The organism is Rhizorhapis sp., assembly GCF_035276005.1.
Taxonomy (GTDB): domain Bacteria; phylum Pseudomonadota; class Alphaproteobacteria; order Sphingomonadales; family Sphingomonadaceae; genus Rhizorhapis.
This window is the reverse complement of sequence record NZ_DATEMB010000005.1, coordinates 17,984-40,209: the sequence shown is the minus strand read 5'-3', so window position 1 is coordinate 40,209 and position 22,226 is coordinate 17,984. Positions and strand designations below refer to the sequence as shown.

General features: G+C 61.6%; 21 protein-coding genes and 2 tRNA genes. 15 read left to right on the top strand and 8 right to left on the bottom strand.

Going from position 1 to position 22,226, the window contains the following annotated elements:
- Positions 1-152 precede the first annotated feature (152 nt).
- The 4 genes from metH to VJS46_RS01225 form a co-directional block, all read right to left on the bottom strand.
- A complete protein-coding gene (gene metH / locus VJS46_RS01240) occupies positions 153-2,819 on the bottom strand; it encodes a methionine synthase (protein ID WP_324057520.1) in 2,667 nt (888 codons plus the stop codon).
- A 129-nt stretch (positions 2,820-2,948) separates the two neighbouring features.
- Positions 2,949-3,992, bottom strand: coding sequence for a homocysteine S-methyltransferase family protein (locus VJS46_RS01235; RefSeq protein WP_324057519.1), 1,044 nt, complete (start codon positions 3,990-3,992; stop codon positions 2,949-2,951).
- Complete coding sequence (gene metF / locus VJS46_RS01230; protein ID WP_324057518.1) at positions 3,989-4,936, bottom strand: methylenetetrahydrofolate reductase; 948 nt, start codon at positions 4,934-4,936, stop codon at positions 3,989-3,991. The genes VJS46_RS01235 and metF overlap by 4 nt, the downstream gene beginning before the upstream one ends.
- Positions 4,933-5,904: a metalloregulator ArsR/SmtB family transcription factor gene (locus VJS46_RS01225; protein WP_324057517.1), complete on the bottom strand. Its 972-nt coding sequence runs from the start codon at positions 5,902-5,904 to the stop codon at positions 4,933-4,935. Before VJS46_RS01225 ends, metF begins: the two co-directional genes overlap by 4 nt.
- A 250-nt stretch (positions 5,905-6,154) precedes the next feature.
- On the opposite strand from VJS46_RS01225, the gene VJS46_RS01220 reads away from it, so the two are divergent.
- From VJS46_RS01220 to modC, 10 genes are all read left to right on the top strand, one after another.
- Positions 6,155-6,361, top strand: a complete 207-nt coding sequence (locus VJS46_RS01220) for a circumsporozoite protein (RefSeq protein WP_324057516.1) — start codon at positions 6,155-6,157, stop codon at positions 6,359-6,361.
- Between the two features lie 207 nt (positions 6,362-6,568).
- Positions 6,569-6,769 carry a hypothetical protein gene (locus VJS46_RS01215; RefSeq protein ID WP_324057515.1) on the top strand — a complete coding sequence of 67 codons (201 nt, stop codon included), beginning with the start codon at positions 6,569-6,571 and terminating at the stop codon, positions 6,767-6,769.
- Positions 6,770-6,873: 104 nt separating this feature from the next.
- On the top strand, positions 6,874-7,212 hold the full coding sequence (gene yajC, locus VJS46_RS01210) for a preprotein translocase subunit YajC (RefSeq protein WP_324057514.1): 339 nt from the start codon (positions 6,874-6,876) through the stop codon (positions 7,210-7,212).
- Between the two features lie 7 nt (positions 7,213-7,219).
- Entirely contained in the window at positions 7,220-8,818 is a 1,599-nt protein-coding gene (gene secD, locus VJS46_RS01205) for a protein translocase subunit SecD (protein WP_324057513.1), read from the top strand.
- A 15-nt stretch (positions 8,819-8,833) separates the two neighbouring features.
- Positions 8,834-9,811 carry a protein translocase subunit SecF gene (secF, locus tag VJS46_RS01200; RefSeq protein WP_324057512.1) on the top strand — a complete coding sequence of 326 codons (978 nt, stop codon included), beginning with the start codon at positions 8,834-8,836 and terminating at the stop codon, positions 9,809-9,811.
- Positions 9,808-10,185 (top strand): MTH938/NDUFAF3 family protein, encoded by a 378-nt coding sequence (locus tag VJS46_RS01195; RefSeq protein WP_324057511.1) that lies wholly within the window; start codon positions 9,808-9,810, stop codon positions 10,183-10,185. Before secF ends, VJS46_RS01195 begins: the two co-directional genes overlap by 4 nt.
- 18 nt (positions 10,186-10,203) lie before the next feature.
- The gene (locus VJS46_RS01190; protein WP_324057510.1) at positions 10,204-10,572 is read left to right on the top strand and encodes a winged helix-turn-helix domain-containing protein; all 369 of its coding nucleotides are present in this window, start codon (positions 10,204-10,206) and stop codon (positions 10,570-10,572) included.
- 65 nt (positions 10,573-10,637) lie between these two features.
- Positions 10,638-11,414 (top strand): molybdate ABC transporter substrate-binding protein, encoded by a 777-nt coding sequence (gene modA, locus VJS46_RS01185; RefSeq protein ID WP_414707950.1) that lies wholly within the window; start codon positions 10,638-10,640, stop codon positions 11,412-11,414.
- Positions 11,411-12,109 carry a molybdate ABC transporter permease subunit gene (gene modB / locus VJS46_RS01180; RefSeq protein WP_324057508.1) on the top strand — a complete coding sequence of 233 codons (699 nt, stop codon included), beginning with the start codon at positions 11,411-11,413 and terminating at the stop codon, positions 12,107-12,109. The genes modA and modB overlap by 4 nt, the downstream gene beginning before the upstream one ends.
- Complete coding sequence (gene modC / locus VJS46_RS01175) at positions 12,099-12,758, top strand: molybdenum ABC transporter ATP-binding protein (protein ID WP_324057507.1); 660 nt, start codon at positions 12,099-12,101, stop codon at positions 12,756-12,758. The genes modB and modC overlap by 11 nt, the downstream gene beginning before the upstream one ends.
- Here modC and VJS46_RS01170 read toward each other — a convergent pair.
- The 3 genes from VJS46_RS01170 to VJS46_RS01160 form a co-directional block, all read right to left on the bottom strand.
- On the bottom strand, positions 12,727-13,170 hold the full coding sequence (locus VJS46_RS01170; RefSeq protein WP_324057506.1) for a hypothetical protein: 444 nt from the start codon (positions 13,168-13,170) through the stop codon (positions 12,727-12,729). The genes modC and VJS46_RS01170 overlap by 32 nt on opposite strands.
- Before the next feature lie 14 nt (positions 13,171-13,184).
- Positions 13,185-14,630 carry a GMC family oxidoreductase gene (locus VJS46_RS01165; protein ID WP_324057505.1) on the bottom strand — a complete coding sequence of 482 codons (1,446 nt, stop codon included), beginning with the start codon at positions 14,628-14,630 and terminating at the stop codon, positions 13,185-13,187.
- A 245-nt stretch (positions 14,631-14,875) separates the two neighbouring features.
- Positions 14,876-14,949, bottom strand: a tRNA-Cys gene (locus tag VJS46_RS01160).
- 216 nt (positions 14,950-15,165) lie between these two features.
- Here VJS46_RS01160 and VJS46_RS01155 point away from each other — a divergent pair.
- The 5 genes from VJS46_RS01155 (at position 15,166) to VJS46_RS01135 (ending at position 21,141) form a co-directional block, all read left to right on the top strand.
- Complete coding sequence (locus VJS46_RS01155; RefSeq protein ID WP_324057504.1) at positions 15,166-15,819, top strand: protein-L-isoaspartate O-methyltransferase; 654 nt, start codon at positions 15,166-15,168, stop codon at positions 15,817-15,819.
- 9 nt (positions 15,820-15,828) lie between these two features.
- Complete coding sequence (locus tag VJS46_RS01150; protein ID WP_324057503.1) at positions 15,829-17,280, top strand: TolC family outer membrane protein; 1,452 nt, start codon at positions 15,829-15,831, stop codon at positions 17,278-17,280.
- Positions 17,281-17,289: 9 nt separating this feature from the next.
- A complete protein-coding gene (locus VJS46_RS01145; protein ID WP_414707949.1) occupies positions 17,290-17,799 on the top strand; it encodes a DUF2497 domain-containing protein in 510 nt (169 codons plus the stop codon).
- Positions 17,800-18,039: 240 nt separating this feature from the next.
- Complete coding sequence (locus tag VJS46_RS01140; RefSeq protein WP_324057501.1) at positions 18,040-20,775, top strand: valine--tRNA ligase; 2,736 nt, start codon at positions 18,040-18,042, stop codon at positions 20,773-20,775.
- Between the two features lie 289 nt (positions 20,776-21,064).
- Positions 21,065-21,141, top strand: a tRNA-Pro gene (locus VJS46_RS01135).
- A gap of 135 nt (positions 21,142-21,276) precedes the next feature.
- Here the strand turns inward: VJS46_RS01135 and VJS46_RS01130 are convergent.
- On the bottom strand, positions 21,277-22,221 hold the full coding sequence (locus VJS46_RS01130) for an acetyl-CoA carboxylase carboxyltransferase subunit alpha (protein ID WP_324057500.1): 945 nt from the start codon (positions 22,219-22,221) through the stop codon (positions 21,277-21,279).
- Between the last annotated feature and the right edge of the window lie 5 nt (positions 22,222-22,226).

The window sequence follows — 22,226 nt, the reverse complement described above, 5'->3', positions numbered from 1 at the left end:
CGCATGCAGGGACCCCGCTTTCTTCAACAACGCTCGCGAAAAGGCAGCGGGGTCCCTGCCTGCGGCCGAAAGCCGCAGTTTATCCAGAGCGCCCGCCCTGCGGGCAGTCGAAGGGCAGGGACGACGGAAATGGGGCGAAGCGCTTAATCTTGTCAATCCAGGTTCGGCCGCAGCCAGCGTTCCGCGGTCGCCATGTCCACATCGCGGCGGACGGCATATTCCTCAAGCTGGTCCCGCCCTATGCGGGCAACGCCGAAATATTCGCTCTGCGGATGGCCGAAGTAAAAGCCGCTGACGGCTGCGGTCGGCAGCATGGCGAAATGGTCGGTCAAAATGATGCCTGTATTTTCCGTCGCGTTCAGCATTTCGAACAGCAATGGCTTCTGGCTATGATCCGGGCAGGCAGGATAGCCGGGAGCGGGCCGGATGCCGCGATATTGCTCCCTGATCAGCGCGTCGTTCGTTAGCTGCTCGCCCTCGGCATAGCCCCAGAGCATGGTGCGGACATGCTGATGCATCCGCTCGGCAAAGGCTTCCGCCAAACGGTCCGCCAGCGCCTTCAGCAATATGTCGCTATAATCATCATGCGCCGCCTTGAAGCGCTCCAGATGCCGCTCGATGCCATGGCCCGCCGTAACCGCGAACCCGCCGATCCAGTCACCCGCCGGATCGATGAAATCGGCCAAGCACATATTGGCCCGCCCTTCCCGCTTACGGATCTGCTGGCGAAGGAAGGGCATGCGAATCTCCCCCTCCCGCTTGCAGGAGGGGTCAGAGGAGGGAATGTCAGCAGGCCGTCCCCCAACCCCTCCCACAGGCGGGAGGGGAGTAATCAGAACGTCGTCGCCATCCCGGCGGCAGGGCCAAAGCGCCGCCACACCCTTGGCGGTCAGCCATTTCTCCGCAATGATCTGGTCGAGCATCTTTTGGGCGTCGGCAAAGAGGCTCCTCGCGCTTTCGCCGACAATGGGATCATCGAGGATCGCGGGATAATTGCCCGCCAGCTCCCAGGCGCGGAAAAAGGGCGTCCAGTCGATATATTCGCGAAGATCGGAAAGGTCCCAGTCCTCATAGACATGAAGTCCCGGCTGCTTGGGCGCAGGGGGCTTCAGCGCCGGGTCGATGATGAAAGCGTTTGCCCTTGCTTCCGCCAGGGACGCCAGTTCGCTTTGCCCCTTGCCTTCGCGCGACTTGCGAACGGCTTCATATTCGTCCGCTGTCCTGGCGACAAATGGCTCGCGCTGCGTATCGCTCACCAGCGTGGCCGCGACGCCAACCGCGCGGCTCGCGTCAAGCACATGCACCACTGGCCCCTCATAGGCCGGTGCAATACGGAGCGCGGTGTGCACCTTCGATGTCGTCGCGCCACCGATCAGCAGCGGCATGTCCATTCCCGCCCGCTGCATCTCCTCGGCCACGGTCACCATCTCATCCAGCGATGGAGTGATGAGCCCCGAAAGGCCGATCATATCGGCATCATTCTCGTTTGCCGCCTTCAATATGTCGGTCCACGGCACCATCACGCCAAGGTCAATGACCTCAAAGCCGTTGCACTGCAGGACCACGCCCACAATGTTCTTGCCGATATCGTGCACGTCGCCCTTGACGGTGGCCATGATGATCCGGCCCTTGCCCCTCGCATTCTCGTCCTTTTCGGCTTCGATATAGGGAAGGAGGTGCGCCACGGCCTTTTTCATGACCCGCGCCGACTTCACCACCTGCGGCAGGAACATCTTGCCTGAGCCGAACAGATCGCCGACCACATTCATGCCGTCCATCAGCGGGCCTTCGATCACCTCGATCGGCCGGGCGGCCGACTGGCGTGCCTCCTCCGTATCCTCGACGACGAAGGCGTCGATGCCCTTGACCAGCGCGTGTTCGAGGCGCTTCGACACCGGCCAGCCGCGCCATTCCTCCGCAGCCTTTTCGGCGGCGGCGTCCGTGCCACGAAATTTCTCGGCGAGGGTGATCAGCCGTTCGGTCGCATCAGGACCCCGGTTGAGGATGACATCCTCGCACGCCTCGCGCAGCTCAGGGTCGATCGTGTCATAGACGTCGAGCTGCCCGGCGTTGACGATCCCCATGTCCATCCCTGCGGGAATCGCGTGATAAAGGAACACCGAGTGCATTGCGCGGCGTACAGGTTCATTGCCCCGGAAAGAGAAGCTGAGGTTGGACAGCCCGCCCGAAATATGCACATGCGGGCAGCGCTTGCGGATCTCCCGCGCCGCCTCGATGAAGTCCATGCCGTAATTATTATGCTCTTCGATCCCCGTCGCAACCGCGAAGATATTGGGATCGAAGATGATGTCTTCGGGGGGAAAGCCGATGCCCGTCAGCAGCTTGTAAGCGCGCTCGCAAATCTCGATCTTGCGGTCCCTGGTGTCCGCCTGCCCCTTCTCGTCAAAGGCCATGACAACGACGGCCGCGCCATAGGCCATGACCTTGCGGGCATGTTCGAGAAAAGCCTCCTCACCCTCCTTCATGCTGATGGAGTTGACCACGGGTTTGCCCGAAACGCATTTCAGGCCCGCCTCGATCACTGACCATTTGGAACTGTCCACCATCACCGGCACGCGCGCAATGTCCGGTTCTGCAGCGATGAGCTTCAGGAAAGTGGTCATCGCCAGCTCGGCGTCGAGCAAGCCCTCGTCCATGTTGACGTCGATGACCTGCGCGCCATTCTCCACCTGCTGGCGCGCAATCTCGACGGCGGCGGCATAATCGCCCGCCATGATCAGTTTCTTGAACTTGGCCGAGCCCGTAACGTTGGTGCGTTCGCCTATATTGACAAAAATAGCGGTGGTTTGCTGGTTCATTGGTCTTTTCTTCCCCCTCTCCCCTTCAGGGGTGAGGGCCGGGGAGAGGGGAATGTCCCTCTCCAGATGTTGTCTGATTTGAGAGGTGCCCCCCTCTCCCAACCCTCTCCTTGAAGGAGAGGGCAATTCTCACGCCGCGATATTCATCGGTTCCAGTCCCGCCAACCGGGTCACCACCGGCGGATGCGGGATGGCGCGCGGGGGCAAGCCCTCCACCGCCTTGCGCATCGCGGCGATATGCCCCGGGGTTGATCCGCAGCAGCCGCCAAGAATGTTCACCTGACCCTGATCGGCCCATTCCTTGACCAGCGCCGCCGTCTGTTCCGGCAGCTCGTCATATTCGCCAAGCTCATTGGGCAGCCCTGCATTGGGATAGACCATGATGAGCGTGTCGGCGATGTGGCTCAACGTCTGCACATGGGGGCGGAGCTGCTGCGCACCAAAGGAGCAGTTGAGCCCGATCGTCAACGGCCGGGCGTGGCGGACCGCATACCAGAAGGCTTCGACCGTATGCCCGGACAGGTTCCGGCCAGAGAGGTCGGTAAGCGTCATCGACAGCATCATGGGCACATCCTTCCCATGCGCCTGCGCGGCCTCGATGACTGCCATGATGCCTGCCTTGGCGTTCAGCGTATCAAAGACGGTTTCAATAAGGATGAAGTCCACCCCGCCTTCGATCAGCGCGTCGGTCTGTTCCCGATAGACGTCCTTCAGATAATCGAAGTCGATCTCGCGAAAGCCGGGATCATTGACGTCGGGCGAAAGCGACAGGGTCTTATTGGTCGGCCCGATCGCCCCTGCCACGAAACGGGGGCGCCCATCCTGCGCTGCCCTGTTCGCCGCCTGCCTGGCAAGTTGGGCCGAGGCATAGTTGATGTCCCGCACCAGATGCTCGGCCGCATAGTCGGCCTGGCTGATCCGGTTCGCGCTGAAGGTGTTGGTGGAAACGATGTCCGACCCCGCGTTCAGATAGGCCGTGGTGATCTCCTCCAGCACCTGCGGGCGGGACAGCGCCAATATATCGTTATTGCCCTTCTGATCCTTGGAAAGGCCCAGCGTTCCGGCATAGGCGGCTGCATCGAGCTTGTAGTTCTGGATCTCCGTGCCAAAGGCCCCGTCGGTCAGAAGGATGCGCTTCGATGCCTCCGCCTGAAGATGCGCGCGCGCACTCATGCCGCCTGCTCCTGCACCGGCGCCGCCGCCTTGGGGCGCAAGCCCAGCAAGTGACAGATGGCGTAGCTCAGTTCAGCGCGATTGAGCGTGTAGAAATGGAACTGCCGCACATCGCCAGCATAAAGTTTCCGGCACAGTTCTGCCGCAATCGTCGCGGCAACCAGTTGCCGGGTAGAGGGGTGATCGTCCAGCCCTTCGAACAGCCTGTCCATCCATGGCGGGATGGCCGCCCCGCACATCGCCGCAAACTTGCGGGTCTGAGCCACATTCGACACCGGCAGGATACCGGGCACGATCTCTGTCCTTATTCCTGCCGCTGCCACCTTGTCGCGGAAACGGAAGAAGGTTTCGGGCGAAAAGAAGAACTGGGTGATGGCCCGGCTGGCACCAGCGTCCAGCTTGCGCTTCAGATTGTCGAGGTCGGCCTGGCTGCTGATCGCCTCCGGATGCGTTTCCGGATAAGCGGCCACGCTGATGTCGAAAGGCGCGATTTTGTTGAGCCCTGCAACCAGTTCCGCCGCATTGGCATAGCCTTCGGGATGCGGCGTAAAGCCCCTGCCCTCCTCCGGCGGATCTCCGCGCAAGGCGACGATATGCCGCACTCCCGCTTCCCAATAAGCACGCGCAACCTCTGCGATTTCGTCCCGGCTCGCATCAACGCAGGTAAGGTGCGCGGCGGGAAGCAGGTTGGTTTCCCGAACGATTCGCGCAACCGTGGCATGCGTCCGCTCGCGCGTCGAACCGCCCGCGCCATAAGTCACCGAAACGAAACGCGGCTGCAGCGGCGCCAGCGTCTCGATGCTGCTCCAAAGCGTCTCTTCCATCTTTTGCGACTTGGGCGGGAAGAATTCGAACGAGACATTGGCATCGCCAGACAAATCGCCGAACATCGGCGCTTCCAGCGCGCGGCGTGCCTCTTCCAATTGAGTCAGCGTAAAAGTCATGATGCGGTGCGTCCCTTTAACGGCAGAATCTGCGCCTCCCGGCGGCGCGCAAGCCATAGCTTCACATTCAGCTCGCCGCCAGCCAGCGTTCGTTCCTGCTCAAGTTCAAAACCGGCCTTTTCAAGCCATCGCTCGATCTGATCATCGGAAAATCCAAGTCGGGCATGGGCGTTGTTGATCCGCAACTCCTCCCGCTCATGCGGGCCAAAGTCTACGATGAGCAGCCGTCCGCCGCCCTCCGTCACACGCGCAGCTTCCTCGATCACCAGTTCCGGCTGCTGCGCATAATGCAGCACCTGGTGCAGAATGATCGTATCGGTCGACGCATCGGGAAGCGGCAGGGCATAGAAATCGCCCAGCAGCAGCTCATATTTCTCCGCGCCCTTTTCGGGAAGCTTGGTACGGGCAAAGCGCAGCATTTCCGGGCTGCGATCAATAGCCACAACCTGATCGGCCGAAGCCCCGAAAAGCTGGATCATCCGCCCAGTTCCGGTGCCGATATCCAGCAGGCGGCCGATCTTTTCCTCTCCCAGCAACTCACCCATGACCGCCTCGACGTCAGGCTCCGGCGCGTGAAGAGAGCGAATGGCATCCCATTCCTCCGCATGTTCAGCAAAATAGCGCTCCGCCGCATGCGCCCGCTCCATGCGGACGGCCGCAAGCCGCGCCAGATCGGCCTTCACCCACAAGGCCTCGCTTTCCGACAGATCAACAGCATCCAGGAAACGCATGAGCGGCGCCACGTGACTCGACTGGCCAAGGCGAAGAAATACCCAGCTTCCCTCCTTGCGCCGTTCCGCGATCCCCGCTTCAACCAATATCCTGACATGGCGGGACACACGCGGCTGGCTTTGTCCGACAACCTGCGCAATCTCCCCCACCGCCAGTTCCATCGACCGCAACAGGCAGATGATTCTCAGTCTCGTTGGGTCGGCAAGAGCACCGAATATGTCCAGAACAGCCGTCATGAAATAACGATATAAAGATTTCTTTATATCGGTCAATCGAATTCGGCAGCGCACAACGGAGCCCTTGGGTTCCTCCTGCAAAACGCCCCCAAGTTTCTGGAATCTGGCAGGATCAATGTCATCCATTTCGGTAGGGATTGCGTTGCGCGTAACAAATCGTTACGTGTTGCGCCTGCAGGCCAAGCAGGGGTTGAGCTTTCTCTTGAGCCGGCCTGCAACAGGTTCAGTTCTCTAAGAGGGGGTTTTACCCATGTCGAAGTCTATCGCGCTTTCGCTCGTTATCGCCGCTTCTCTCGGTCTGGCTGCTTGCAGTGAAAAGACTCAGGAAAATGCCAGCAACGTAGCCGAAAATGCTGCGGCGACCGCCGAAAATGCGGCTGCTGACGCCATGAACGCGGCCGAGAATGCCACCGACGCCGCGGCCAATGCCACCGAGAACGCCGCGAACGCGATGTAATCGCCTTCAGGCTGAAAATTCGAAGGGGGTCGCGTCAGGGTGGCGCGGCCCTTTTTCTTTTCTGAGAAGTTTTTGCGAAATATAGGCAAACAAGCCCGTTCGGGCCGAGCCTGTCAAAGCCCTTCCTTCGCCTGAAGAGAAATTGAGCCCTTCGACAATCTCAGGGCCGACGATAATTACCGGAGCCTCCCTTTTTGAGTGCCGCAAATGCCCCAGACATCTCGCTCTATCATTCTTGCCTGCCTCCTCGCCCTTCCTGCCTGCGGGAGCAATGACAATGACCCGGGCCCCGGCGGCGTAACGGTCGGCGAAGCAGAAGCGCTCAACCAGGCGGCAGAGATGCTCGACGAGCGGCTGGCCGGCAATGCAGAAGCCGCATCGGTCCCGGAGAATCTGTCGGGCGAGTGACGGGCGCAATACGTTGCCGTTCCTATTTGTGCTTGCCCTTCGCCCTTGCTATGGGGCGAACCTTATAAACAAAACCGCCTTTTTCGGAAACGAGACCCCTGACGATGTTCATACCCACTGCCTTTGCCCAGACCAGCGGCGCGGCCGCGCCGGGTGGCGCCGGCTTCCTGGTTCAGCTTCTTCCTTTGGTGCTGATCTTTGCGGTTTTCTATTTTCTGCTCATCCGTCCGCAGCAAAAGAAGATGAAGGAGCATCGCACGACCATCGAGGCTGTAAAAAAGGGTGACCAGGTGATCACCGCCGGCGGCATGGTGGGCAAGGTGCTTCGGGTCGACGACAGCTATGTCGATGTGGAGATCGCGCAAGGCGTGAAGGTGAAGGTCGTCAAATCCACTCTGTCCGACGTTGTCCAGCCCGGCAGCGCCAAGCCGGCGAACGATTGAAGCGCCGATGCTTGACTTTCCTCGCTGGAAGACCTGGCTCGTCGCGCTGACGGTGATCGTCGGCGTTCTTTTTTCTGTCCCCAGCTTTCTGCCCGAAAAAATCCTGGCACAGTTGCCTTCCGCGCTTCAGGCGCAGATCAACCTCGGCCTGGACCTGTCGGGCGGCAGCCACATTCTGCTCGAAGCCGACGTCAAGGACGTCGAAAAGCAGCGGCTGGAGAATATGGAGGAAACCGTCCGCACCGAAATGCGGCGCGGCGATCCGAAAATCGCCATCGGGGACATTTCCCGCCGGGGCGGCAAGCTGAGCTTCATGGTCCGCGACGGATCGCAGGTCGATGCAGCCGTGGAGCGGCTCCGCTCGCTCACGCAGGGCGCGGGCATGACCGGCCAGCGGGACTGGAATGTGGAGGTCGTGGACAGCACGACCATCGTGCTGACGCCCACCTCTTCGGGTCTCGACGCCGCTGTTGAAAGCGCCATGGAAGTGGCGACAGAGGTTATCCGCAAGCGCATCGACGAAATGGGCACGAAGGAGCCCACCATCATTCGTCAGGGCGCGAACCGGATCGTGGTACAAGTGCCGGGCCTCCAAAATCCCGAGGCGTTAAAGTCGTTGCTCGGCAAGACGGCCAAGCTGGAATTCAAACTGGTCGACATCACTGCCGATCCCGCCGAACTGGCCGCCGGCCGCGCTCCGGTGGGCAGCCAGATCCTGCCCTATCCGACCAACCCTGCCGGCGTTCCCTATATCGCCGTGAAGCGCCAGGTGATGATCAGCGGCGACCAACTCATCGATGCGCAGCAAGGCTATGACCAGCAGAATAACGAGCCGGTCGTCAATATCCGCTTCGACGGCGCGGGCGGACGCAAATTCGCCCGGGTGACCACCGAAAATGTGAACAAGCCCTTCGCGATCATTCTGGACGGTACGGTGCTGTCGGCGCCCAATATCAACGAGCCTATTCTCGGCGGCTCCGCTCAGGTATCCGGCAGCTTCACAGTGGCGAGCGCCAATGAACTGGCGATCGCGCTCCGCTCGGGCAAGCTGCCGGTTGCGCTGACGGTGGTCGAGGAACGCACCGTTGGCCCTGATCTTGGGGCCGATTCCATCCGCAAGGGCATGCTCGCTTGCGTGATCGCCACCACGGCGGTGCTGGTCTTCATGCTGGTGACCTATGGGCGCTTTGGCCTGTACGCCAACATCGCCCTCATCGTGAACATCTTCCTTATCATTGGGGTCATGGCGATCTTCAATGCGACGCTGACATTGCCAGGCATTGCCGGATTCGTGCTCACCATCGGTGCGGCGGTGGACGCGAACGTGCTCATCAACGAGCGCATCAGGGAAGAGCAGCGTCGCGGGCGCGGGATCATCCAGACGATTGAGGTCGGCTACAAGGAAGCGAGCCGGGCCATTTTCGACGCCAATATCACCAATGTCATCGCGGCGGCGCTGATGTTCTATTTCGGTTCCGGGCCCATCCGTGGTTTCGCCGTGGTTCTGACCATCGGCATTGTCACCAGCGTCTTTACCGCCGTCACCGTCTCGCGCCTGCTGGTGAGCCTCTGGCTCCGCAAGCGCCCGGCGAAACTGGTCATCTGAGGACCGGAGAAGATCATGCGTTTGTTGAAGCTCGTCCCCGAAAATACGAACATCCATTTCCTTAAATGGCGTAACCTCGCCATGGCGATCAGTTTCCTGATGATCATGGCATCCATTGCGCTCGTGGCGGTCAGGGGCCTCAATCTGGGCGTCGATTTCGTCGGCGGCCAGATGGTGCGCGTGACGTTCAAGGAAGCGCCCAATCTTGACGACCTGCGGAGCCGCGTCGATACCCTCGGCCTTGGCGACACGACGATCCAGCAGTTCGGCGCGCCAAATGAGGTCACTATCCGCACGCCGCTGCCACAGGGCGGCGAAGGCGCATCCAACCAGGCGGCACAGGCGCTCAAGAAGGCCGTGCAGGCAGGCTATCCCGATGCCAAGTTCGGCAGCGTGGATGCGGTGTCCGGTAAGGTTTCGGGCGAACTTTTCCGCACTGGCACCTACGCCATGGTGCTGGCGATGATCGCGATCTCCATCTACATCTGGTTCCGCTTCGAATGGCAGTTCGGCCTTGGGGCGCTCTTTGCCCTCTTCCACGACGTGTCGCTCACATTCGGCTTTTTCGCGCTGACGCAGCTCGAATTCGACCTCAACATTGTCGCAGCGGTGCTGACGATCATCGGCTATTCGTTGAACGACACCATCGTGGTCTATGACCGCATCCGGGAAAATCTCCGCAAATACCGGAAAATGGAGATCATCCCGATCCTTGACCTGTCGGTGAACGAAACGCTGGCGCGCACCTTGATGACCTCGCTCACCATGATCGTGGCGCTGGTTGCATTGCTTGTCTGGGGGCCGGAGGTCATCTTCGGTTTCACCGCCGCCATGCTGCTCGGAATTTTCGTCGGCACCTATTCCTCCATCTATATGGCGGCCCCCATCCTCGTATGGGCAAAGGTCGGGCCGCACAGCTTCGTGCCAAAGGAAACGGGTCCCGCGCTGGGTGCTGAGCGGATGGGCCGAACGGAACCAATGGGCGAGTCATGATCGACCTGCGCCGCGATCCCGCTGCGTCGGGGCCGGTAATCACCGGCTTTTCTGGCACAGCCTTTCGCGTGCAGGACAAGCTGTTTGCCAACGGCTTGATGCTGACCACGGAGGAAGCCCTTGACTGGACGGCGCCGGAGATCGGCTCTCTTGCAGTCGGTGACTTGCGCCCGCTGCTTGAGGTCCAGCCGCCGCCCGAATTCCTGCTGCTCGGAACAGGCGCCTCCTTGACCCATCCGCCCCGCGCGCTGGTAAAGGCGCTGGAAGCCATTGGCATTGGCGTCGAGGCGATGGACAGTCGTGCCGCCGCCCGCGCCTGGGGCGTTCTGCGTGGCGAGGGCCGCTGGATCGTGGCGGCGCTACTGCCTCTCTGAGGGGCAGACGGAGGAGCGATGATCAGAACCGGCCCGCTCAAGATCAAGCTCCAGCTTTTTTGCGGGGATGAGATCGCCATGGGTCCGGGCAAGGCGGACCTGCTCGAAACCATCGCGCGGGAGGGTTCGATTTCCGCAGCCGGACGGGCACTCGGCATGAGCTATCGCCGGACCTGGCTTCTGGTCGACGCAATGAATCGGTGCTGGCGTGAGCTGTTGGTGGAAACCTCCCCAGGCGGCAGTCATGGCGGAGGCGCAAAGCTGACGCCCTTCGGCCAGTCGATCCTCGCCCGCTATCGCGACCTCGAAAAAGCCTGTGGAACCGCTGCCGAAGGCGAGACGCTCGACGCATTGGCAGGGGATCTTCTGCCGCAGCCGAAAAGCTGACCGGCGGATCGATGACTTGAGCCCCTGTTCACGCGCTGTATATCAACGAATATAACTCCCGGGAGGTGCGATTCGTGATCAGACTATTGCCGGCATTGCTTTCCGCGCTGCTCCTCCTCGTCTCGCCAGCAAATGCCCGGCAAAAACCGCCTTTGATCCTCGCAGCAGCCAGCCTTCAGGAATCGCTCAATGCCGCCGCTGATGCCTGGGCCAAAAAGGGCAAGGACAGGCCGGTCCTGTCCTTTGCCGCCTCCTCTGCGCTCGCGCGGCAGATTGGCGCGGGTGCATCGGCCGACATCTTCATTTCGGCGGATGAGCCCTGGATGGATGAGGTCGAGAAACAGGGTCTGATCCGCGCAGGAACCCGAAAATCCTTTCTCTCGAACCGGCTGGTCCTTATCGCTCCCACCAAATCCCGCCTGAAGCTCAATATCGCGAAGGGATTTCCGCTTGCCCGCCTGCTTGGCGAAGGACGGCTTGCCATGGCTGATCCCGATGCCGTCCCGGCAGGCAAATATGGCAAGGCGGCCCTTGAAAATCTCGGCGTCTGGGCACCTGTCGAATCCCGGATTGCCCGTGCGGAAAATGTCCGCGCCGCCTTGGCGCTGGTCGAACGGGGAGCAGCGCCCTTGGGGATTGTTTACGCGACCGACGCCCGGGCTGCCACGGGAGTCAGAATCGCCGGCACCTTTCCCGCCGCCACTCACCCGCCGATCACCTACCCCCTCGCCGTACTGAAAAGCGCCTCAAGCCCTGATGCCGAAGCCTTCCGGCGCTTTCTGCTGTCGCATCAGGGCCGCGCCATTTTCGCCCGCTACGGCTTCACCATGACCGGCCAATGAGCGCGCTGACCGCTGATGACTGGCAGGTCATCCTGCTGTCGCTGAAAGTCAGCGGTGCAGCGGTTCTACTGACTCTGCCGATAGCCTTCGGCCTCGCCTGGCTGCTCGCGCGGGGACGCTTTCCGGGAAAGGTATTGCTCGATGGCCTGGTTCACCTGCCGCTGGTGCTCCCGCCGGTTGTGACCGGCTGGCTGCTGTTGCTGGCTTTCGGTCCTGCGGGACCGCTAGGTCGCTGGTTCGAAAAATGGCTGGGCATCGTCTTCATGTTCCGCTGGACCGGCGCAGCGCTCGCAGCGGCGATCATGGCCCTGCCGTTGATGGTGCGCGCGATCAGGCTTTCGGTCGAAGCCATCGACCGGCGGCTGGAGGATGCCGCGCGGACGCTGGGCGCTGGACCTGCGCACATGTTCCTCACCATCAGCCTGCCTTTGGCGCTTCCCGGTATCTTGGCGGGAGCAGTACTGGGCTTTGCGCGCTCGCTGGGGGAGTTCGGAGCGACCATCACCTTCGTCTCGAATATCCCCGGAGAGACGCGAACGCTTCCCATCGCCATCTATTCCGCATTGCAGGTGCCCGGAGCCGATCCGGTCGTGGCCCGGCTGGCGATCGTTTCCGTGCTCCTTTCGCTGATGGCGCTGCTCGCATCCGAAGCGCTGGCGCGCCGTGGCGGCCGGGGGACGGCGCATGTCCTTTGAAATCCGGGTGCAACGGCCTGTAGGAGAGTTGGACCTCCGATTAGATATAGAGGCCGGTCCCGGCATTACGGCCCTCTTTGGGCCATCAGGCGCGGGGAAGACCAGCCTGCTCAACATGGTGGCTGGCCTGCTAAGGCCCAGCGAAGGCCGCATCGCCGTTGATGGAGAAGTGCTGTTCGACAGTGCACAAGGAATTGACCTTCCGCCGGAGAAGCGCCGGGTCGGCTATGTCTTCCAGGACGGCAGGCTGTTCCCGCACAAGCGGGTGCGCGCGAACCTGCTATACGGCTTGCGGCTCGCTTCGCCCGAGCATCGCTGGCTGACTTTCGAGGAGGCGCTGGCTTTCCTTGGCATCGGCCATTTGCTGGAACGCTGGCCCGCCACGCTTTCGGGGGGCGAAACCCAGCGCGTGGCGATCGGGCGTGCCTTGCTCAGCGGCCCCCGCTTCCTGCTGATGGACGAGCCGCTCTCCTCCCTCGATGCTCCGCGCAGGGCCGAGATCATGACAGTGATCGAGCGGATTCGCGACGAGCTGAAGCTGCCGATCCTCTATGTGAGCCATGACAGGCCAGAGGTGGAAAGACTGGCTACAAGGATCGTTCCGGTTGGCGGCGTCCCTATGGAAATTCAAAATGGGCAAAGGGGCTGACGCAAGGCGGCTCCATACCATAATAGGCCACCCGCCCCTTCCCTTCCTTGTACACATCCAGATAGTTGGTCGTGGTGATAAACGTCGCCAGCACCGTCCGGTCGAACCCTTCGAAACGATTGCGGATGGCATGAGGACCAGTGCTGCCAAGCAGATGGCTAGCGCCGAAAAAAGCTCCCGCGCGCAACATCAGCCCGGTTTCGCCGTCCATCTCCACCAATTTGGCGAAGTCGTTCGTGAAAGCGGCCATGTCCTTGTCGCTGATATCGAATTCGCCCAGGAGCCTGGTCAAGGTACGCCGCATGAGATCGGCAAGGTCGAAGGACGCCACTCCCGCAGCGCCAGCAGCCGCCAGGGTGGCCGCCCCCGCCGCTCCGGCGAACAATCCGCGTCTGGAGACGGAAAAAGCCATATCCCGTCCTCCTCTCAAATGATCCGGCCGGCGGCGCGAAGCGACAGCGCCGCTGCGGTCAGGCTGGGTCCGGAAGCCGTGCAGGTCGGAAAGACGGACGTGCCCACCGCGACCAGATTGCGCCAGCGGTGGTGGATCTGATTCTCGTCCACCACCGATAGAGCGGGGTCGCGTCCCATTCGCATCGTGCCTTGATGATGCGATTCGGTGCGGCGGACGTTGCGGAAGTAGATTTCTTCCACTGGCAATGGCGCAAGAATCTTCGGCAGCGCCGCCATGACGCGCTCAACCCCTTTCTGCGCATAGGGGGAAGGCCCTTTATGCACGACTTCGGGGATGCCGGGCTTCGGGCCCTTCGCCACATGATTGCCAGGCTCCAGCAATTCTTCGACCACGATCGTCAAGGGCAGCGTCTGCCGCCAGCGTCCCCTTTCCGCACGAAATCCGAAGGGCCAGCGATTTTCGAAGGAGATCATGGCCGAGCCGGATTCCGACCGGAACGGCCCATCATATTCGCTATAATTGACGCCGGTGGTGATCGTGCTTCCGTCGAAATTCTCCAGCCCGTCGAGAAAGGCTTCGACACCGATGCCATAGCCCTCATGCAGCCCCTTCCCTGTGTGGCCGCCGCCCATATCGGACTGGATCATGATCGCCGGACTGTGGATCGAATTGGCGCCCAGCACGAACAGGTCGCCATGAACGCGATATTCCTTGCCCCCATTTTCAAAAATCAGGGAACGAATATTGTTGGTCCCGCCTTCGAACCGCAGCGCTGTCGATTGCAGGCAAACCGAAACATTTGGCTTTTCGAAGATGCCGATCAGGCCGTTATTGACCGTGAACTTCGCATTTGCAGGGCAAAGCCAGCAGCGCAAGGAACAGCAACATGCCGGCCGCTGTTCCGTCGCCACGCGCGCGCGGGCGGTCGGCATGACGAAATGCATGCCCGGCTGCGCCTTCTTCATCAGCTTGTCCGGCGATGTCAGGTGATGCGGCGGCTGCGGATAGGGCGTGGAGCGCGGAAACATGCTGGCCATGTCCGGATCGCCGGAGATGCTCATGACCTCTTCGGCCTGGCCGTAGAACGGCTCCAACTCGTCATAATTGAGCGGCCAGTCATTGCCCACGCCGTACAGCGTCTTCAGCCGGAAATCGTTCGGGTGCAGCCGGTTGGCCTGGCCGAACCAGCAGTTCGATCCGCCGCCCAGGCCAATGGTAAAGTTCCAGGGCTTGCCGCTTTCGCTATGGAACGTGGCGTCATGGTCGATATCTGAATTGTCGTGATGGGCCAGTTGCCACTCATGGCTGTTGTGACGGCCCCGCTCGATGACCAGAAATTTGAGGTTTTTCCGGCGAAGCGCCTCAAAAAGAAAGAAGCTGGAGCCAAAGCCTGTGCCAATGACGACCATATCGAAATGGCCCTCATGAACGGACGATGGGTGAACGCTGTTTACCATGGCACGATTTCCCCTGGCCGGCATCTTTCATCGGGCCAATCGTGACTGTCTCTTGAGCGATATATTCTACGCTATCCCCGCAATGGCCGGTTTAGGCTCGGCTAGCGGGAGGGTCCATGGAGCAAAAGGACTACGCGATGTGCAGATGGATTAAACGGGGCGAACAGCGTCCACATCCATTTGGTTTCGTCCTCGTTCCGGATGAACGAAATCCGCTAGCGAAATGACCTGGCTGCATCAGGAAATGGAGGCCCGAGCCGGAATCGAACCGGCGTATACGGATTTGCAGTCCGCTGCGTCACCACTCCGCCATCGGGCCTCGCCCGCCTTGTCGCGGGAGCCCGGCTGCTACCGCAGAACAGGCGGTAGTGCAATGTTGAAAGTTGCATAAATCCCGGCTCAATGCCGCCATAGAAGCAAAGCGGAGCAAAAATTGCGCAAAGCCGCTTGGCCTCGCCCGTCAATCCGACTAGACAGCCTTGTGATCATTTACTGTATTGCATTTGCAATACAGTCATGCCAAGCGAGACCAGTCGTGACCGAGCATAATTTCAAATCGATGCGCACCGCCATGGTGGAGAGCCAGCTCCGCACGAGCGATGTCAACGATCCCCGCGTGATCGCAGCCATGGCAACCGTGGCGCGTGAGGCTTTTCTTCCCGCCGAGCGGCAGGCGCTGGCCTATATCGACCGCCCGGTGAAGCTCTCCGAAAGCCGCTGGCTCAATCCGCCGCTCGCCACCGGCCGGTTACTGACCGCCGCTGAGGTTGAGCCAAGCGACACTGTCCTGCTGATCGGGGCCGCCACCGGCTATACGGCGGCATTGCTGTCGCAACTCGTAGCGTCCGTCGTAGCGGTGGAGGAGGACGAAGCGCTGCTGCCACGGGCAAAAGCGGTGCTGGCGGGCTATGCCAATGTGAAGCTTGTGCCGGGCCCGATCAATCAGGGTGCGAAGAAATTCGGCCCCTATTCGCTCATTGTCATCGATGGCGCGGTCGAGGAAATTCCCGCGGCCATCGTCAAACAGCTTGCCGATGGCGGACGGCTGGCCGCAGCGATTTTGGATCGCGGCGTCGCGCGCCTTGCGATTGGCCGCAAAAGTGGGGAAGCGTTCGGAATCACCCATTTCGCCGATTGCGAATCCGTGTCCCTGCCCGGCTTTCAAAAGCCCAAAAGCTTCACCTTTTGAGATGAGCCTATGACCAAGCGCCGCATTGCCCTCACTGCCTCGACAGCGGCGCTTGCCATTCTGATAACCAGCCCAGCCCCGGCGGAGACGCTGCAGGAAGCGCTGGCCAAGGCCTATCGCAATAATCCAACGCTGACCGGCGCCCGGTCCGGGCAGCGGGCCATTGATGAAAATGTGCCGCTGGAACGGAGCGAAGGCTTGCCGGACCTTGGTGCAACCGGCTCCTATACGGAAAACATCAAGCGTTCCGAAAATAGCTTCACCTCGCCCCGCCGCCTGGCGCAAGGCGGCGTGACGCTGAGCGTGCCCATCTATCGCGGCGGCGGCGTCGCCAACCGGGTAAAAGCCGCCAAGGCCCGCGTGGCCGCCGGTCAGGCGGATTTGCGGGGGACGGAGGCGAGCGTCTTCAGCGCAGTCGTGGCGGCCTATATGGACGTGATCCGCGACACCGCCATCGTCGGCCTCAACCAATCCAATGTCCGCGCGCTCGAGGTAAATCTGGAGGCGACGCGCGACCGGTTCGAAGTGGGAGATCTCACCCGGACCGACATTGCCCAATCGGAATCCCGCCTGGCCGTGGCGCGCAGCGATTTGCGGGCGGCTGAGGCGCAGCTCATTTCCGCCCGCGAAAACTATATTCGCCTTGTCGGCAGTCCGCCGGCCGATCTCCAGCCACCGCCGCCCCTCCCCAACCTGCCGGCCGCGCCGGAACAGGCGGTAACCGTGGCGATAGAGAACAATCCGGACATCGCCGCTGCCAAGAAAGCCCGTGACGCGGCGGCTTATGACGTACGCGTGGCCCGCGCCTCCCGCCTGCCTACGGTTTCCGCCACGGCCGACGGCGGCTATGTCGATTATCTCGGCAGCATGAATTCTGCGCTCGTCACTTCACAACACGAAACCACAGCGGCGGCAGGCGCTCAGGTCACCATTCCGCTGTTTCAGGGCGGCGGGCCGGGTGCGCTGGTGCGGCAAGCTCAGGCGCGCGAAAGCCAATCAATCGAGCAGACGATCGAAGTCGAACGCGGCGTCATTGCCCAGGCCCGCTCCGCCTATGCGAGCTGGCAAGCGGCCAATTCCGTCATTTCCTCCAGCCAGGTCGCCGTCGATGCGACGCGGCTTTCGCTGGAAGGGGTGAGGGCCGAAAACAGCGTCGGCACCCGCACCATCCTGGACATCTTGAACGCCGAGCAGGAATATCTCAACGCACAGGTCCTGTTGGTGACGGCGCGCCGCGATGCCTATGTCGCGGGCTTCACGCTGCTGGCGGCGATGGGCAAGGCGGAGGCGCGCGACCTCGGGCTGGACGGCGGTGTCCTTTATGATCCCGTCGTCAATTATGAGCGGGTGAAGGGCCGGATCTGGGACTGGGACGAGGATCCCGCCCCGCAGGCGCAATCGACAAGCACCGTTGACACGCCCGCGCAAAACTCCATTGTGGGCCCATTGAACAGCGACTGAGGCAGGATTATGGGGGATTTGACGCGAGAACCCTCAATGGAAGAGATACTTTCCTCCATCAAACGCATCATAGCCGACGAGGGGGAAAGCCTCGGAAAATCGGTGTCGAGAGCGGCTGTCCGCGCCAAAGCCGGCAAGAAGGCAGCCGAACAGGATCTCTCCGCCGCGGACGAATCACAAGATATTGAAGCCAGTGAGGGAATTCTCGAACTGACAGAAGCGGTCGCACCCGAATTTGATGAAGAGGCACGACAATTCGCGCCTCCGCCACAACCGGAGGGTGGGGAAATGACCGATAAGACGATTTTGTCGCATGAAACGGCGGCGGCCAGCCGCAGTTCGCTTGCAGCCCTTTCCGCCTTGCTGATCCGCCCGGACGATGCGCCCAATACACTGGAGGGCCTGGTCCGCGAGATGCTGAAGCCGATGCTGCGCGAATGGCTGGACGCGAATCTGCCCGATCTCGTCGAGAAGATGGTGGCGAAGGAAATCGCCCGGCTGACGGCGGGGCAGCTTTAGCTATAGGTAGAACGCTCCGTGTGGAGTTCGTCGTCCCTGCGCAGGCAGGGACCCCGCTTTCCTACAGCAGTTCTTGTTAGCTGGGCCTTCGCAGAGGCGACGGATCAACCGATTGGCCTCCGCAGTCCACCCGCTTCAGCAAGCACCGCGCCCCCTTCATTTCGACCCGGCCGTAACAGAATCGCCCATCCTGCTATCCTGCCTATTTGCTCTGCTCGGCTCAGCCGCTAAAGCGCCAGAATGACCAACGAATTGCCAAAGACCTTCGATCCGGCCGCCATGGAGGCGCGCTGGTACGCGCATTGGGAAAATGAGGGGCTCTTCCGCCCGGAGCGGCCGCATGCGCAGCCCTTTACCATTGTCAATCCGCCGCCCAATGTGACGGGGTCGCTCCATATCGGCCATGCGCTCGACAACACGCTGCAGGACATCGTCATCCGCTATGAGCGGCTTCGCGGCAAGGACGCGCTATGGGTCGTCGGCACCGACCATGCCGGCATCGCCACCCAGATGGTGGTCGAGCGCCAGATGGCGGAGCGGCAACAGAGGCGCACTGATTTCACGCGTGAGGAGTTCGTTGCCAAGGTCTGGGAGTGGAAAGAGGAAAGCGGCGGCCAGATCACCCGCCAGCTCCGGCGCCTCGGTGCCTCGATGGATTGGGCCAATGAGCGCTTCACCATGGATGAGGGCTTTTCAAGGGCCGTCATCAAGGTTTTCGTTGAGCTCTACAATCGCGGCCTCCTCTATCGCGACAAGCGCCTCGTCAATTGGGACCCCCGCTTCCGCACCGCCATTTCCGACCTGGAGGTGGAGACAAAGGAGGTGCAGGGCAAGTTCTGGCACTTCAAATATCCGCTTGAGGATGGCTCGGGCCATATCAGCGTCGCCACCACCCGGCCCGAAACCATGCTGGCCGATATGGCCGTCGCCGTGAACCCCGAGGACGAACGGTACAAGGCCCTCATCGGGAAGCGGGTCCGCCTCCCCATAACCGGGCGGCTCGTGCCGATCGTCGGCGATGAACATGCGGACCCGGAGCTTGGCTCGGGCGCGGTCAAGATCACGCCGGGCCATGACTTCAACGACTTCGAGGTCGGCAAGCGCGCGGGCATCAAGCCCGCCGATATGCTCAATATGCTCGATGCCGATGCGATGGTCGTTCAGACCGCAGACAGCCTGATCCCGGAGGAATTGCTGGGCCTCGACCGGTTCGAGGCGCGCCGGATCGTCGTCGCCATGATCGAGCAAGCGGGATTGCTCGAACAGGTGGAGGACCGCGTGATCCAGACGCCCTTTGGCGACCGTTCGGGCGTGGTGATTGAGCCCTGGCTGACCGACCAATGGTATGTCGACGCAGCGACCCTGGCAAAGCCCGCTATCGAGGCGGTGAAGACCGGCAAGATCGAGATCGTACCGAAATCGTGGGAAAAGACCTATTTCAACTGGATGGAGAATATCCAGCCCTGGTGCGTCTCCCGCCAGCTTTGGTGGGGGCATCAGATACCGGCATGGTACGACGCGGATGGCAAGGTCTATGTCGCCGAGGATGAAGCGGGCGCCCAGGCGCTGGCGGGCGGCAAGCCCCTGGTCCGCGATACCGACGTCCTCGACACCTGGTTCTCCTCTGCCCTCTGGCCCTTCGGCACGCTCGGCTGGCCGGATGCCCAAAAGCCCTCTCCCCTTCAGGGGAGAGGGTTGGGAGAGGGGAAGTCCCTCACCTCCAACGCCGCATCAGGATCGCAGGACAGCCCCGTCTCCCCTGAAGGGGAGAGGGAGAGCTTGCTCGCACGCCATTATCCCAATGATCTGCTGATCTCCGGCTTCGACATCCTCTTCTTCTGGGATGCGCGTATGATCATGCAGGGCATTGAGTTCATGGGCGAAGTTCCCTGGCGCCGGCTTTACCTCCATGGCCTTGTCCGCGCGGCGGACGGGCAGAAAATGTCCAAGTCCAAGGGCAATGTGGTCGATCCCCTGGGCCTGATCGACAAATATGGCGCGGACGCGCTGCGTTTCTTCATGGCGGCGATGGAAAGCCAGGGCCGCGACGTGAAGATGGATGAAAAGCGCGTGGAGGGTTACCGCAATTTCGCGACGAAGCTCTGGAATGCGGCGCGCTTCTGCCAATCCAATGGTATTGGCGCGAGCAGCACGCTCCGCGCGCCCGACGCGGACCTGCCCGTCAACCGCTGGATCATTGCGGAAACCGTCGCGACGGTACAGGCACTTGATCTCGCCATGACGGAACTGCGTTTCGACGCCGCCGCCAACGCCATCTATCATTTCGTCTGGGACCGGTTCTGCGACTGGTATCTGGAACTGATCAAGGGCCAGATGGATGATGAGACAAAGGCAGTCGCAGGCTGGGTGCTCGACCAGATTCTGGTCATGCTTCATCCCTTCATGCCCTTCGTCACTGAAGAATTGTGGCATGCCATGGGCCAGCGGGAGAATGAACTTATCGTCGCCCATTGGCCGCAGCCGGATGCCCATGCGCTCGACCGGGCGGCGAGCGAGGAGATCGACTGGCTGATTCGGCTGGTGTCGGGCATCCGCACCGCCCGCGCGGAGCTTAATGTCCCTCCTGGCGCAAGGATGACCGCCTATGTTCGTGACGCCGCAGCGGCCACGGCTGGGCGGCTGCAACGCCAATCGGGCGCGCTTGCCCGGTTGGCGCGCATCGAAACATTGTCATTCGACGCAGCCCCCGCTGGCGGAGCCGCGCAGGTGGTCGTGGATGAGGCAACCTATGTCCTTCCGCTCGAGGGGGTCATCGACCTTGCTGCCGAAAAAGCCCGCTTGGCAAAAGCACTGGAAGCCGCAAGCAAGGAACGGGACACGCTGGCAAAGCGCCTTGAAAACCCAGCCTTCGTCGAGCGCGCAAAGCCCGAAGCCGTGGCAAAGGCGCGCGAAGATTTTGCGGAGAAGGCAGCCGAGGCTGAACGTCTCGAAGCAGCGCTCAAGCGCCTCGGTTAGGACCGGATTGTAGTGCACGTCATGTAAACCCGTCGTCCCTGCCCTTCGACTGCCCGCAGGGCAGGCGCTCAGGATACACTGCGGCTTTCGGCCGCAGGCAGGGACCCCGCTGCCTTTTATCGCGGCGGACCTTAAGAAAAGCTGGGTCCCTGCCTGCGCAGGGACGACGAGGAAGATGCGGCTGTAGAGACGTGCAACAAACATCAAGAGCATCGCGCAAAATTTCCCCAAAAGGCGCGTGATCGCTCTTGCAACATAGGGCGGATGATCATAAAGCCGCCCCTCTGGTCGGGGCGTAGCGCAGCCTGGTAGCGCATCACACTGGGGGTGTGGGGGTCGGAGGTTCGAATCCTCTCGCCCCGACCATAAAAAAGCCTGCTCCCAATGGGAGCAGGTTTTTTTATTACCTATGGCCTCGGCCAATCCGGCTCGACATATCCCGGCACATAACGCGCCATTCCCGCTTATGCGGGAATGGCGATGAAAAATGTCCCTGGGCGCCTACGCCCCAATGGCCAGGAATTTCTCCTGCCGCGCCACCTTCAGCTTTTCAGGCTTCATTCCCGAAAGCTGGTCCAATTCCTCGACGATTGCCTTGCCGAGCGACCTGATCGCCGCCGCCGGGTCGCGATGCGCGCCGCCCACAGGCTCCTTGACGATCCGGTCGATAACGCCCAGCCGCAACAGATCGGCCGCCGTCACTTGCATCGCAGTAGCAGCGTCGCTCGCCTTTTCCGCGGTCCGCCACAAAATGGAGGCGCAGCCCTCGGGCGAAATCACCGAATAGACCGCATGCTCGAACATCAGCACCCGGTTGGCCGCAGCAAGCGCCACGGCGCCACCCGATCCGCCCTCACCCACAACAGCCGCAACCATCGGCACGCCGAGTGCAAGGCACTGTTCGGTCGAGCGCGCGATCGCTTCCGCCTGCCCCCGCTCCTCGGCCTGCACGCCCGGAAAAGCGCCCGAAGTATCCACCAGCGTCACCACGGGCAGCCCGAACCGGTCAGCGAGCTGCATCAGGCGGATCGCCTTGCGATAGCCCTCGGGCTTGCCCATGCCGAAATTATGCTTGAGGCGGCTTGCCGTGTCGTCGCCCTTTTCGTGGCCGATCACCATCACCCGGCGCTTGCCCATGCGCGCAAAGCCGCCCAGAATCGCCTGGTCGTCGGCAAAGGCCCGATCACCGGCCAGCGGCATGAACTCGTCGAACATGCCCGCGATATAATGTTTGAAGTGCGGCCGCTCGGGATGGCGCGCGACCTGCGTCTTCTGCCACGGGGACAGCTTGGCATAGGTGTCGGCCAGCATCTTTTCCGCCCGCGCCTGAAGCCGCTGAATTTCCGCATCTATATCGATTGAACCTTCATTCGCGGTTTCGCGAAGTTCAGTGACGCGCGCCTGCAGCGCCGCTATCGGTTTTTCGAAATCGAGAAAGCTTACCATGGGCG

Excerpts from the sequence above, each read along its gene's own strand:
- VJS46_RS01145 (WP_414707949.1), top strand. The coding sequence starts at position 17,290 with ATGGGGGATTTGACGCGAGAACCCTCAATGGAAGAGATACTTTCCTCC.
- VJS46_RS01195 (WP_324057511.1), top strand. The coding sequence starts at position 9,808 with ATGATCGACCTGCGCCGCGATCCCGCTGCGTCGGGGCCGGTAATCACC.
- VJS46_RS01225 (WP_324057517.1), bottom strand. The coding sequence starts at position 5,904 with ATGACGGCTGTTCTGGACATATTCGGTGCTCTTGCCGACCCAACGAGA.
- secF (WP_324057512.1), top strand. The coding sequence starts at position 8,834 with ATGCGTTTGTTGAAGCTCGTCCCCGAAAATACGAACATCCATTTCCTT.
- metF (WP_324057518.1), bottom strand. The coding sequence starts at position 4,936 with ATGACTTTTACGCTGACTCAATTGGAAGAGGCACGCCGCGCGCTGGAA.
- modB (WP_324057508.1), top strand. The coding sequence starts at position 11,411 with ATGAGCGCGCTGACCGCTGATGACTGGCAGGTCATCCTGCTGTCGCTG.
- VJS46_RS01150 (WP_324057503.1), top strand. The coding sequence starts at position 15,829 with ATGACCAAGCGCCGCATTGCCCTCACTGCCTCGACAGCGGCGCTTGCC.
- VJS46_RS01190 (WP_324057510.1), top strand. The coding sequence starts at position 10,204 with ATGATCAGAACCGGCCCGCTCAAGATCAAGCTCCAGCTTTTTTGCGGG.
- VJS46_RS01215 (WP_324057515.1), top strand. The coding sequence starts at position 6,569 with ATGCCCCAGACATCTCGCTCTATCATTCTTGCCTGCCTCCTCGCCCTT.
- VJS46_RS01220 (WP_324057516.1), top strand. The coding sequence starts at position 6,155 with ATGTCGAAGTCTATCGCGCTTTCGCTCGTTATCGCCGCTTCTCTCGGT.
- yajC (WP_324057514.1), top strand. The coding sequence starts at position 6,874 with ATGTTCATACCCACTGCCTTTGCCCAGACCAGCGGCGCGGCCGCGCCG.
- metH (WP_324057520.1), bottom strand. The coding sequence starts at position 2,819 with ATGAACCAGCAAACCACCGCTATTTTTGTCAATATAGGCGAACGCACC.
- VJS46_RS01170 (WP_324057506.1), bottom strand. The coding sequence starts at position 13,170 with ATGGCTTTTTCCGTCTCCAGACGCGGATTGTTCGCCGGAGCGGCGGGG.
- secD (WP_324057513.1), top strand. The coding sequence starts at position 7,220 with ATGCTTGACTTTCCTCGCTGGAAGACCTGGCTCGTCGCGCTGACGGTG.
- VJS46_RS01235 (WP_324057519.1), bottom strand. The coding sequence starts at position 3,992 with ATGAGTGCGCGCGCGCATCTTCAGGCGGAGGCATCGAAGCGCATCCTT.
- VJS46_RS01165 (WP_324057505.1), bottom strand. The coding sequence starts at position 14,630 with ATGGTAAACAGCGTTCACCCATCGTCCGTTCATGAGGGCCATTTCGAT.
- VJS46_RS01130 (WP_324057500.1), bottom strand. The coding sequence starts at position 22,221 with ATGGTAAGCTTTCTCGATTTCGAAAAACCGATAGCGGCGCTGCAGGCG.
- modC (WP_324057507.1), top strand. The coding sequence starts at position 12,099 with ATGTCCTTTGAAATCCGGGTGCAACGGCCTGTAGGAGAGTTGGACCTC.
- VJS46_RS01140 (WP_324057501.1), top strand. The coding sequence starts at position 18,040 with ATGACCAACGAATTGCCAAAGACCTTCGATCCGGCCGCCATGGAGGCG.